At 42.9% G+C, this 11,862-nt stretch carries 10 protein-coding genes; 3 read left to right on the forward strand and 7 right to left on the reverse strand.

Annotated features, from left to right (window positions below):
* Window positions 1–69: 69 nt before the first annotated feature.
* Window positions 70–1,719: a hypothetical protein gene (locus B5D06_RS05075; protein ID WP_078736931.1), complete on the forward strand. Its 1,650-nt coding sequence runs from the start codon at window positions 70–72 to the stop codon at window positions 1,717–1,719.
* Window positions 1,720–1,935: 216 nt separating this feature from the next.
* Here B5D06_RS05075 and B5D06_RS05080 read toward each other — a convergent pair whose 3' ends face one another.
* From B5D06_RS05080 to B5D06_RS05110, 7 genes are all read right to left on the reverse strand, one after another.
* Entirely contained in the window at window positions 1,936–3,090 is a 1,155-nt protein-coding gene (locus B5D06_RS05080) for a hypothetical protein (protein ID WP_078736932.1), read from the reverse strand.
* Window positions 3,087–3,986 (reverse strand): class I SAM-dependent methyltransferase, encoded by a 900-nt coding sequence (locus tag B5D06_RS05085; RefSeq protein WP_078736933.1) that lies wholly within the window; start codon window positions 3,984–3,986, stop codon window positions 3,087–3,089. The genes B5D06_RS05080 and B5D06_RS05085 overlap by 4 nt, the downstream gene beginning before the upstream one ends.
* Before the next feature lie 35 nt (window positions 3,987–4,021).
* The gene (gene mazG, locus B5D06_RS05090) at window positions 4,022–4,801 is read right to left on the reverse strand and encodes a nucleoside triphosphate pyrophosphohydrolase (protein ID WP_078736984.1); all 780 of its coding nucleotides are present in this window, start codon (window positions 4,799–4,801) and stop codon (window positions 4,022–4,024) included.
* Between the two features lie 108 nt (window positions 4,802–4,909).
* Entirely contained in the window at window positions 4,910–6,970 is a 2,061-nt protein-coding gene (locus tag B5D06_RS05095) for a protein-disulfide reductase DsbD family protein (protein WP_234989559.1), read from the reverse strand.
* 74 nt (window positions 6,971–7,044) lie between these two features.
* On the reverse strand, window positions 7,045–8,067 hold the full coding sequence (locus tag B5D06_RS05100) for a pseudouridine synthase (RefSeq protein ID WP_078736935.1): 1,023 nt from the start codon (window positions 8,065–8,067) through the stop codon (window positions 7,045–7,047).
* On the reverse strand, window positions 8,064–8,411 hold the full coding sequence (locus tag B5D06_RS05105) for a hypothetical protein (RefSeq protein WP_078736936.1): 348 nt from the start codon (window positions 8,409–8,411) through the stop codon (window positions 8,064–8,066). The genes B5D06_RS05100 and B5D06_RS05105 overlap by 4 nt, the downstream gene beginning before the upstream one ends.
* A 14-nt stretch (window positions 8,412–8,425) precedes the next feature.
* Window positions 8,426–8,779, reverse strand: a complete 354-nt coding sequence (locus B5D06_RS05110) for a septum formation initiator family protein (RefSeq protein WP_078736937.1) — start codon at window positions 8,777–8,779, stop codon at window positions 8,426–8,428.
* 809 nt (window positions 8,780–9,588) lie between these two features.
* On the opposite strand from B5D06_RS05110, the gene proS reads away from it, so the two are divergent.
* Both proS and queC read left to right on the forward strand, forming a co-directional pair.
* Window positions 9,589–11,070: a proline--tRNA ligase gene (gene proS, locus B5D06_RS05115; protein WP_078736938.1), complete on the forward strand. Its 1,482-nt coding sequence runs from the start codon at window positions 9,589–9,591 to the stop codon at window positions 11,068–11,070.
* Between the two features lie 110 nt (window positions 11,071–11,180).
* Window positions 11,181–11,849 (forward strand): 7-cyano-7-deazaguanine synthase QueC, encoded by a 669-nt coding sequence (gene queC, locus B5D06_RS05120; protein ID WP_078736939.1) that lies wholly within the window; start codon window positions 11,181–11,183, stop codon window positions 11,847–11,849.
* The last annotated feature ends 13 nt before the right edge of the window (window positions 11,850–11,862 follow it).

Raw genomic sequence — 11,862 nt, forward strand, 5'->3', positions numbered from 1 at the left:
TTTACTATTTGCAAAATCAATTTCTATCAAATACATTTGCAAGCAAGTATAAATAAATATTTATTTCCTATGAAAAAATTACTTACACTTCTTTTAGGGATGGTGTGGGGTCTTTTTTACGTCTCTGCACAAGAAACTTCCCTGCCATTACACCCTGAGATTGGTGCCACTTGGCACTATAAAGAGCTTACCCAATCCATAGACTGGGGTACCTATCCTTACGACCGATTTGGTTTTATAAAGGTAACCATCGAGAAGGAGACTGTTGTGGATGGGCAAAAAGTATTTGAAGTAAGTTTCAAAACCTACACAGACGATGCCGAAATGCCCTCTAAAACAGAAACTCGTTACTGGTTTTTCGAGGGAGGCAAAGCCTATGAACTAAGAAAAATGAGTAATAATGATGGTACAGTAACCTACCACCGCCTCTTGCGTTACGACTTAGATGCCAATGTAGGAGACACTCTCATTGAAGTAACAGGCGGGGGCAATACTCGAAAAATCACCGTGGTAAACAAAGAAACAGTCGAGATCGATGGTAAAAAACTGATTAAACAAACCTACCGTTTCCACACAGGTGAAATGACTTTAGATGCCGACGTGCTCCAGTTCGTGGGGCTTATTCCCAAAAGTCAAAAGGGCTTAGAGGGAGACATTAGCATGGATGACATTGTCGATTTTAAGCTGCACGACACATTTATGCACAAAATGGCAGCAGATCCCTACACGCCTACCTCGTTTCGTTGCTACTCTGATGGACGCATCTCGTATCAACTCTCAACAGAAAAGTGCGACTACATAACACCCGCTTACCCAAGAAAGTGCGAAGCCTTTGCTAGCATGGGAGCCGTTTGGTACTACGAAAATCCATCGGGTATCGGATACACCAAGGCAGAGGTAATAAAAGAGGAATGGACTCCTTACTTCAAGTATAAAAATAGCAAAGTGATACGTAGCGAAGTCTTCGAGAAGAGTGCCGTAACGCCCGACTTGGTTTTTGAACAAAAAATCGAATGTACTACCTATGGAATGGCTTATCTCACTATTCTGGGAAGCTTATACCCCCTTATAAACCTTGGTAATACAACAGTGGGTAGCCCTATCGCCTCTTCCAAAGAGAAAGTGCAAGACCCAACAACGGGCAAAGAGAGAGAGGTAATACTCACAATAACCCTACAGTCTACTAAAATGGTAGTAATCAACGGTAGAGAACTCCAACAACAGGTATATCACTTTAGATTAGACAACCAAAAGGATCAACCCAAAGAGTGGAATGCTACCATCCTCGAACAGATTGGAGTGCTCCCCAACCCTGGCAATGCTATGTACAAAGAGCTTCAAGCAATGGCAGAGGGTACAAAGAATATACAACAACAACTCTCCTACTACACTCGTGGAGCCTTGCGTTGCTTCCAACACAAAGACTTTATCTATAAAACACAAGGAATCGATGAGTGCAAAAAACCTACCTCTATTGACCAACCTTCAGATACTGGCTCTACACTGAAAGTCTCTTACCAAGGGGAGACTCTCCATTGGAGCGATGTTTCATTGAGCAATATCACACTATACAATATTGAGGGGGCTGTGGTACTCCGTAACGATATTGAGCAGGGAGCATGCTCTTTGTCAGTAGCTCAACTTCCCAAGGGGACCTACGTTTACTTGGCTGTAGACGTGTGGGGGCATCGCTACGCTGGCAAGGTGATACTCTTCTGATCCGACAAATAGTCTTAGAAAAAATTATAGTATAACTCAGAGAAGGGTCGTAGATTTCGAGAGAAAATCTATGACCCTTTTTCATGAATGGATTCCAAATAGTAAAAGTCTACTGACAGAAAAACCTAAGAATAGTAACTTGCGTATCGACACAAAGTCCTACACATGAACAAGGATGTCCAATGCTTATAAATGCAATAAGATGATACGATGGAGTTACCACTTCCACTGGGGAACAAACGAAAAATAGAGTTCTAAAGCATGACTCAAGCTACTCTTTCGAGGTAAAGGTTGCAAATGATACCATATTTGCCCCTGAATTCCCAACGAAAGGACCCTGCTCTTCACAAAGGCATAGTGTGCTTTGAGTGAAAAAAATGAAGTACTCAAGGCATCAGTTGTATAAGGTCCTTCCCATAAGGCTCTACTATTAACAAAAGGCCCCCCCATGGGAGCGACAAAATGCCATCCTCGCCAATAAGAAAAAGAGGTAGAAATTCGTCGGGTTGTAAAGTCTAAAAGAGCATATACACCTTTACCTACAGGATTATTGGCTTCTGCTGTACGCATAGAAGAGAGCAAAAAAAAGGTTTCTAACGAAAGTTCTCTCTCTGGTGCAGAGGGAAAAAGATAAAAAGAGTGTTTGAGCCCCAGTGTTAGGGCAGAATAAGTATGCACCGTATCGGAGCGAAGCCAATTTATCTCACCCCCACGGTGTGTAGCAGTAGCTTGAAGCTTTCCCTCCAAGCAATATAAAGAGGTTTTAAGTAGAGGGGTAGAAGCTGTCAATCCTGCAGTAAAAGCCTCCTGATGTCTATCTGCTCTAAAAATAAAACTCTGCCAATCAATCCAAACATCCCCTTGAAAGAATGGATACTCTACTTTCAACTGTACTCCCTGCTCGGGATCGGCAGTATAACGAAGTTCTGGATTATATAAGGGGGTTATTAAACCGTGATTGTCTTTCTTGTCAATTAACCCCATGCGTAGGGTAAGCTTATCATTAGGAGCAAAGACAAGTCCAACAAGGGGTATTATTCTCCCCCATTTTTGTTGTTCCGACTGCTCTGTCCAGTGCGGTAATTCCGCAAACCATGTTCCTTTAGGATAGGTTGTAGCACCCCAATATCCCATGGTATGTATCCCTCCCTCAAGTCGAGCCAATCCGAAAGAGAATCTCTTTTCATAAGAAGCTTTTGCCGTCAGCTTATACCCTGGTAGTGTATATCCTGTGCCATAGGGGGCGGAGTACTCATTATTTCTAAAGAAAGTTTCTACCCCTAAGTCAGCATTCCATTGTTCCTTATTCTCCTGCCCCCAGAGAGTTATAGCAAAAGATAGTAAAGCAAATAGGGCTAAATAGTGCTTCATTTTCGTGTAAAGAAATAAATTAAAGAGCTTGCCTCACGAGAAGAAAATAAAGTTTTCATGAAGCTTACCAAACCGATAAAGATAGCTTTCACACCAGCCCATAGAAACGGAATTCCTCTCTGCCTTTCTGAAAGCAAAGCAATATAAAAGACATCTAAAAACATAGGACGTACAGCCCTCTGTGTAAAGCCATAGCATTGCAGTAACTGTCGTATATTGTCGGGAGAAAAGTGCCATAAATGACGAGGTACATCCCATGCTGCCCATGCCTCTTTATAGTAGTGTGCATCCCAACTACAAGGGTTGGGAAGTGCCACAACAAGCAAACCTTTAGGAGCTATTATCCTACTTATTTTCTCAAGATGCTCCTCCAATGTTTCTATATGTTCCAATACATGCCATAGAGTTATCAAGTCAAAACTCCCCTCTTCTAAAGGAGCTTCTAAGAGAGACGAATAGGGAGAAAATCCATTGTTCCTCTGAGCAAAATCTCTCGCATCGGCATCTTGCTCTATTCCTGTAATATGATAACCATGCTCTTGCATATATCGAGCGAAGTATCCCGTACCACACCCTATATCTAAAAGAGCAATGGGAGGCTCTTTTTCTCCAAGACTTACGAGCTGTCTTTCTATAAGTTTTCTCTTAACAGCAAGCATTCTTTTACGCGCTCTATGATAGAGACGGTCAAAGAAAGTTCTCTGAGTATCGCTGTGTGAGATATAGTCCGCACTTTTATAGTACAAACCTAATTGCTTTCCCTTCGGAGCATCGGCAGTGCGGATAAAGCCACAGTGCGGGCATTGGTCCAAGGTAAAACTCTCGTGAGAGACCAAATAATCTTTGGCAACACCTATCGGTTGAGAGCCTTCTTTTTGGCATATCGGGCAGTACATAGATAGCTTTACTATGTGTTAGGGTACGATTAGAACTATTTCTTTTTGGCCTCACACCAAAGAGTCTCCATCTCTTCGAAAGTAAGTTGCTTAATATCTTTGCCTCGCTCTCGAGCCACCGTTTCGATGTATCCAAAGCGGTCGATAAACTTCCGATTGGTCTGCTCCAAAGCATTATCGGGATTGACATTGTACAGACGAGCAGCATTGATTACGGCAAAAAGCAAATCGCCAAACTCCTCCTCAATGGTTGCAGGGTCGCTGGAGCGTATCGCTTGTTGCACCTCTTGTATCTCCTCCGAGACCTTGTCCCACACCTGCGAAGGCTCCTCCCAATCGAAGCCCACGGCACGTGCTTTGTCTTGAATACGATATGCCTTTACAACAGAGGGTAGAGCTGTCGGCACTCCAGATAAGACCGTTTTATTCCCATCTTTCTCTTTCTGCTTGATTTGCTCCCACTGCTGTGTTACAGCATCGGAAGACTTTACATTGCTCTCTCCATACACATGAGGATGACGGAATATAAGTTTATTACAAAGAGTATTGCACACATCGGCAATATCGTATGCTCCCTGCTCCTGAGCAATGCGGGCATAGAACAAGATGTGCAACAAGACATCGCCCAACTCTTTCTTTGTATTAAAAATATCTTTCTGTATCAAAGCCTCCGAAAGCTCATACACTTCTTCTATTGTATTGGCACGTAACGTCTCATTGGTTTGCTCTCGATCCCACGGACATTGTACGCGCAATGTGTCTAAGACATCGAGCAAGCGAGCAAAAGCCTCTACTTTATCTGTTTTTGCATTCATACTATTAAACTGCTTAATAGGAATAAAGTCCTTTTGTTGCGTATGGTATAAAAAAAAGGCTGCTCCCGTTGTCGCCAACAAAAAGCAGCCTTCCATCATCAATCTATATTATTCTGCCACTTGTACCTCTTTTTTATTAGTATCATGACTTACAGGAGCTGGCTTTCCAGCCTGACGCGCCTTAAACTCCTTAATACCATCACTTAGATAGGTACGATACTTCTCTACATCAAGGTCATGTTGGTAAGAAGGACCTACAGGTACTCCTTCATGATCCAAAGGAATATAGAAAGGCTGAGCATTAGCTCCAAACTTGCTTCTCTGTAGGTAGCTCCACTTATCACCTATAGTGCGAAGCTTGGTGCGCTTAAGAGTAGACCCGATCATCTCTTCTACCTCGATAACTTCTGGAAGAGGAGTTTTATCGTCTACCATCAAAGTGATGAGTACGTAATCTTCTTCCAATATCGACTTAATCTTAGGATTGATCCATACAGAGTTCTCCATTTCACGGCAGTTTACACAACCAAATCCTGAGAAGTCTACAAGCACAGGCTTGTTATTTGCCCTCGCATAACGCATGCCCTCTTCGTAACTGTCGAACTTAGCATGTACCTGTCCATCATAGAGGTTAAAGTCTTGCGTTGACAAAGGAGGAGAGAAAGCACTCACAGCCTTAAGAGGAGCTCCCCAAAGCCCAGGTACCATGTAAACGGCAAACGAGAGTGAAATCAGTGCTAAGAAGAAGCGTCCTACCCCCACCTTCTCTAATGGAGTGTCGTGAGGGAAAGTGATTTTACCCAAAAGGTACAATCCGAGGCAAGCAAATATAACAATCCAGAGTGCCAAGAACGTCTCTCTATCCAAGATACCCCATCCGTATGCCAAGTCTGCAATAGAGAGGAATTTGAGTGCAAGTGCCAACTCCAAGAAAGCCATCACAACCTTTACAGAGTTTAACCAGCCTCCACTCTTAGGCATATTCTGCAGCATGTTGGGGAAGATGGCAAAGAGGGAGAACGGAAGAGCCAAAGCTACGGCAAAACCGAACATACCCACAGCAGGACCGAGTATATCCCCCATAGAGGCAGCTTGTACAAGCAATGTACCGATAATAGGACCTGTACAAGAGAATGATACCAACACGAGTGTAAATGCCATAAAGAAGAGACTCAACACCCCCGTTGTAGAGTCGGACTTACTATCCAATTTATTAGTCCATTTAGCGGGCAATACCAACTCGAAAGCTCCAAAGAAAGAGATGGCAAAAAGTACTAAAACGGCAAAGAAGATAAGGTTAAATACCGCATTCGTCGCCAAGTTATTCAACATACTTGCGCCGAAAATGAGAGTTACAGACAACCCTAAAACGAGGTAGATAACAACAATACCCAATCCGTATATAATGGCATCTTTAATCGCTTTCTTACGATCCTTAGTTCTCTTCAAGAAGAAGCTCACCGTCATCGGAATCATTGGCCACACACAAGGAGTAATGAGAGCCACAAGACCGCCCAAAAATCCGAAAAGGAGCAATTCGAGCAGAGAAGAGTCTGTTTGTTTCAATGTCTCATCTCCATAAGCTTTCAATGTATCGACTACTGGAGTCCATAATTTGTCTGAAGAAACTTCGGACATAGCTCCCTCTGTCGCAGAAACAGCAGCGGCATCTTCAACATTTTCCAAAGCCTCTTGAGTAGTACCCTCTCCTGCTTGTGTTGCATCCTCTGGCACAGAAGTATCGGCAGCAGTAGACTTAAGGTCCGTACGCTTGAAAGTAAACTCTTCGGTTGCAGGCGGCAAACAAGCTTGATCATCGCATGCTTGGGCCGTAACCCCTAATTCTATATAGAACTTTTCAGGGTCGGTAACAACGATATTCTGTACAAAAGAAACTTGCTTGTCGAAGAAGCGAAGTGTCATTTCGAACTGTTTATCGTACTGTTCGGTAGCTTTACGATCGGCAACAAAACCGCCCACTTTTCTCGCCCCTTGTAACTTATAGAATGTAAACTCTGTAGAGTTAGGGCCATCCTCTGGCATGTTTTGATCGTAAAGGTGCCAACCATCTTTAATTTTGGCTGTTACAATAATTTTCTTTTCAGCGGTCCCCTTGTCTTCAAGAGTTGCCTTCCACGAAAGCACATCAAGGTGCATTTGCGCCTTCATTTCATACCCTCTACTCAGAAACAGGGTGAAAAGAAGAGAAAAGAAACCTAATCGGTAAATAGTTCTCTTGTTCATTACGTTCTTTTTATTGGTTTTATAGAGCTTAAATTAAATGCTTTTTCACTTACAGGAGTCTCTTTTTCCTGTATTGCAGCACGTTCGCTGCTGGTTAATCTCCCCTTTAAAAGGCTGTAAATATACTCGGGAGTTTCTAACTTGAAATGATGTCTTTTCCCCGTCACTGGGTGCAAAAAGAGCATTTCACTTTGGGTGATAGCAAGTTCTTTTGTACTTCGCAGCAAACACCCCTTATTTTTTTCACCCATTATAGGGTTACCTTTTTCACTCAGTTGGCTTCTAATACCATTGTAACGACCATGCAATGTAAGATAAAGTAAAGTACGCCACTGACCGCGCTCCAAAACTTGGTAAGAAACACGAGAGCGACGTGGAGCCTCGGCATGAGACGTATTCTTCTTTTTATTAGGCACCTTACTCTGCGACATTTTGGTAGAAGCTTCGGAAAGAGAGGTCAGCTCTCCCTCTTCATTGGGGATTACCCCCTCGACTAATGCCGTAAAAGATTGGGCTAACACATACTTACCCCAATTCTCCAACACCTCTTGCTGAATTTCTCTATTACGAGCAAAAAGTATCAAACCAGGCGTTTCTCTATCTAAACGATTCAGGAGGAAAATCTTCTCCGTACTATTGCCCGCCTTGTAGTAATCTGCCACAAGACGAAAAACTGTCCTTTTCTCTCCTTCACGTGTAGATATGGTGTGTAACCCCGCCTCTTTTTGCACCAAAATAAAGTAATCATCTTCCCAAAGAAGCTTTATCTCGGGAGTAAAGAGAGGTGGCAAAAAGCCGACACTAAAGAGTTCAAGGAGGTCTCCCTCATTTACTTCGGTGAGAGAAGATGTACATACCTCGCCATTCAATTTCAGACAACGATCTCGGAGGTATTGTTTATGAGATGTGCGACTACTATCTGGCAAGAGTTTACCCATAGCTTCAAGGACAGAAGTCGTGCGATCGCACTTCCATCTGGCTACTAGTTGACGTCTTTTTCGTACCGAAGTTTTATTTTTCATCTACTCTTCTTTGCCTCTTTAGAGAAGGTTATCATTATATTGCTGTAGAGCATAAACAAGCAAGCAACGCCTGCAAAAATAGCCCAAAGGGAACTATTAAAAAGCAGAGCAATAGCACTTGCCAACCAAAGCAATCCAGAAAAATGCCCCATACGAATAAGCCTATTGAGACGAAGCGACGCTTTTTTGGGGCGGAAAGAAACCACAGAAAGCAGGTACCCCAGAGCACCCAGCAATAAGATATAACGCGCCCAAGACATCTCAAAGATAATAAGAAGCAGAAGGGCTAAGAGAAGTAAAAGAGTGCTTGCGACGTAGAGCCTATTGCATTGCTTGGAGAACATAATCAAATACTTTATTACTCTGCAGGTTTTAAGGTTGCACTATCCACGAGAAAGAAAACAACCTCTTCTGGTTTTTTGAAGTTAAATTTGGTCCGAGCCACATGCTCCAACTCTGTTTTATCCACAAGATTCCAGTTAAGCTGCACACTGTCCTTACGGAATTTCTGCTCCGCTTGCGAGAGTCTCCTCTCGAGCGTTTTGACTCTTTGAGCATACTTCTGGCGAATAAATAGGTTATTATCACCCAAAAGCAAGGAGTACAAAATCAACAAAACACCTATACCCACAATAACCTTAAACGGATGTCTGCGAGCATAATCCTTGAAATCTCTATAGAGACTCTTGATGCGGTCCTTTTTGTCTTTCACTCCTACGTTCTCTTTAACTATTACGTTTTTCGGTCTTCCTCCTTATAGGGTAGTTATTTGGTAGGCAAAAATAGCTTTTTCCCCCTATATGGTAATAAGGCAAGCAGCATATTAAGCTTTTTTATTCTCTTACCGTTCTACAACAATAACTTTTCAGAGAAAAGCGCGTCACTATGCAGCTAATCGCCTCCACCTGTCGCAGAGTGAAAGTAAAAAGTATCACAACTATGACATTTGAGTATCCATAAAATCAAGAGAATTAAAGGCTCCCACTATGGGATACTCTGTTCTTAACTTCCTTTACTCCTGTGGTAAAGTTCAAAAGCTCCCGACAAAAAGTCGTTTTGCACAGGAAGAAATCTCTATTTGCAGGCTGCAAATATATATACTAAGATTGAATATATATATATTTAGATTGAATATATATATTTGCAATCTACAAATAAAGAATTACTCCTAACTTTTTGATCTTATAGTCCCTATTAAAATGCTTTTTATAAGTAACTTAACTATATTCTTGTGCCATCTCTGTTTTAGTCTTGACAATAAGGTTTGACCTTTTCGGAGCCTACCCTCTTAGAGCATTCTGCACTAGTTTGGCTAACTACGCCTGAGTTTTTTTCAAATAATCGGCTCTTATCGCTTTTCTATCAGGCGTAAAATAAATGGTTTTTACTAACCGTCTGGAGGAAAAAGAATATCAAAAATGGCTCAGTTGGCGAACTACTTCAAAAACAGTATTACATATTCTCGCTTCTTTCTACTAATTTTGTGGGATATAAGTAAGTCTATAGTAACTAAGTACATTTATGGCTAAAGAAATCAAAGAGCTAACCCCTCGTAGTGAAAGCTACTCACAGTGGTATCAAGATTTGGTAACAAAAGCAGACTTGGCAGAGAACTCCGCGGTGCGTGGCTGTATGGTAATCAAGCCTTATGGCTATGCTATCTGGGAAAAGATGCAACAAGAGTTGGATCGTCGTTTCAAAGAAACAGGGCACGTGAATGCCTACTTCCCTCTTTTTATACCGAAAAGCTACCTCAGTAGAGAGGCTGATCACGTAGAAGGCTTCGCCAAAGAGTGTGCCGTAGTAACACATTATAGGCTAAAGAACGCACCCGACGGGAGCGGAGTGATAGTAGACCCAGAGGCTAAGTTGGAGGAAGAACTCATCGTACGTCCGACATCAGAAACCATTATCTGGAGTACCTATAAAGATTGGATACAAAGCTATCGAGACCTACCGATACTCTGCAATCAATGGGCTAACGTAGTACGTTGGGAAATGCGCACCCGTCTCTTTCTCCGCACAGCAGAATTTCTGTGGCAAGAGGGACACACAGCACACGAAACAGAGGCAGAAGCTGTAGAAGAAGCACGTAAGATGCTACACGTTTATGCAGACTTTGCCGAGAAAGTACTGGCCGTACCTGTAATTTGTGGTGTTAAAAGCGAGACCGAACGCTTTGCAGGAGCTATCGACACTTATACCATAGAAGCTCTCATGCAAGATGGTAAGGCTTTACAATCGGGGACTTCTCACTTCTTGGGGCAGAACTTTGCAAAAGCTTTCGACGTACAATTCCTGAATAAAGAGGGTAAGAGAGAGTACGTATGGGCTACCTCTTGGGGGGTTTCTACCCGCCTTATGGGGGCTCTGATTATGTCACACTCCGACGATAACGGATTGGTATTACCTCCCACACTGGCTCCGCTGCAAGTAGTGGTGGTACCTATCTACAAAACGGATGAGAACCTCAAGGAAATCCACGATAAGATAGCCCCCGTTCTTGGGGAGTGTCGCAAGCGTGGCATCAGCATCAAATTTGATGACAGCAATAATAAAAAACCCGGTTGGAAGTTTGCAGAGTACGAACTCAAGGGAGTGCCCGTTCGCTTAGCTATCGGAGCTCGAGACTTGGAACAGGGTACCGTAGAGGTTGCTCGTCGAGACACATTGACCAAAGAGACCGTACCTCTGGAAGGTATCTGCGACCACATCGAGCAACTACTCAAAGATATTCAAGAAAACATCTACCAAAAAGCCCTTAACTATCGCGAAGCAAACACTCGTACCGTAGAGACCTACGAAGAGTTCAAAACAGAGATAGAAAAAGGAGGCTTTATATTGGCACACTGGGATGGTACGCCAGAAACAGAGGCTCGCATAAAGGAAGAAACAAAAGCTACTATACGCTGTATTCCTCTAAACGGAGACCCTACCCCTGGTGTTTGTATGGTAACGGGGAAACCCTCTAAGTGCAGAGTTCTTTTTGCTCGTGCTTACTAAAGACAAGCCTGCACTCCTATAAAGAAAACTCAGAGGGAAAGAGGTTGCGACACGTATCCGTTACCTCCCCACTCTGAGTTTTCTCATTCTGTTCCAACCACGATATAGAGATGCTACACAACGGTAAAAAAGATGGTTTGATAGTACTGTCTGGAGGTCTTGACAGTACTACTCTGCTATACGATTACAAAGAAGAGATAGCTCTTGCTCTCACTTTTGACTATGGTTCTAAGCATAATGCATCGGAAATTCCATGTGCCGAGCGGCATTGCCGTCTACTATCTATCCCCCACATTACGATTCCCCTTGATTTCATGGGGCGTTATTTTCGCAGTGATCTACTTCTAAGCGGTGGTAAGATACCTCAAGGAGTTTATACAGAAGAGAATATGAAATCGACTGTAGTCCCGTTTCGTAATGGTATCATGCTAAGTATTGCTGCGGGGCTTGCCGAGAGTCGTAACTTAGACAGGATATTTATCGCCAATCATTTTGGAGATCACGCCATTTACCCCGATTGTCGCGCCTCTTTTATTGAGCCCATGATGAAAAGTATCGAGGAGGGAACAAGCAACCGAATACAGCTCTGCGCTCCCTACACCCATCTGAACAAAGATCAAATTGTATCTATCGGCAGTCGCATAGGAATTGACTATACCGATACATGGAGCTGCTATGAAGGCGGAGCTATACAGTGTGGTCGCTGTGCCACCTGCCAAGAGCGTAAAGAGGCTTTTATAAAGGCGGGAGTTACAGACCCTACAGTGTATAAAGAGTAACAATAAAGCAAGG

Origin of the sequence: Porphyromonas circumdentaria (genome assembly GCF_900167105.1) — a bacterium.
Taxonomy (GTDB): Bacteria; Bacteroidota; Bacteroidia; order Bacteroidales; family Porphyromonadaceae; genus Porphyromonas; species Porphyromonas circumdentaria.

Excerpts from the sequence above, each read along its gene's own strand:
- B5D06_RS05080 (WP_078736932.1), bottom strand. The coding sequence starts at position 3,090 with ATGAAGCACTATTTAGCCCTATTTGCTTTACTATCTTTTGCTATAACT.
- mazG (WP_078736984.1), bottom strand. The coding sequence starts at position 4,801 with ATGAATGCAAAAACAGATAAAGTAGAGGCTTTTGCTCGCTTGCTCGAT.
- B5D06_RS05075 (WP_078736931.1), top strand. The coding sequence starts at position 70 with ATGAAAAAATTACTTACACTTCTTTTAGGGATGGTGTGGGGTCTTTTT.
- B5D06_RS05105 (WP_078736936.1), bottom strand. The coding sequence starts at position 8,411 with ATGTTCTCCAAGCAATGCAATAGGCTCTACGTCGCAAGCACTCTTTTA.
- B5D06_RS05100 (WP_078736935.1), bottom strand. The coding sequence starts at position 8,067 with ATGAAAAATAAAACTTCGGTACGAAAAAGACGTCAACTAGTAGCCAGA.
- B5D06_RS05085 (WP_078736933.1), bottom strand. The coding sequence starts at position 3,986 with ATGTACTGCCCGATATGCCAAAAAGAAGGCTCTCAACCGATAGGTGTT.
- queC (WP_078736939.1), top strand. The coding sequence starts at position 11,181 with ATGCTACACAACGGTAAAAAAGATGGTTTGATAGTACTGTCTGGAGGT.
- proS (WP_078736938.1), top strand. The coding sequence starts at position 9,589 with ATGGCTAAAGAAATCAAAGAGCTAACCCCTCGTAGTGAAAGCTACTCA.
- B5D06_RS05095 (WP_234989559.1), bottom strand. The coding sequence starts at position 6,970 with ATGAAGGCGCAAATGCACCTTGATGTGCTTTCGTGGAAGGCAACTCTT.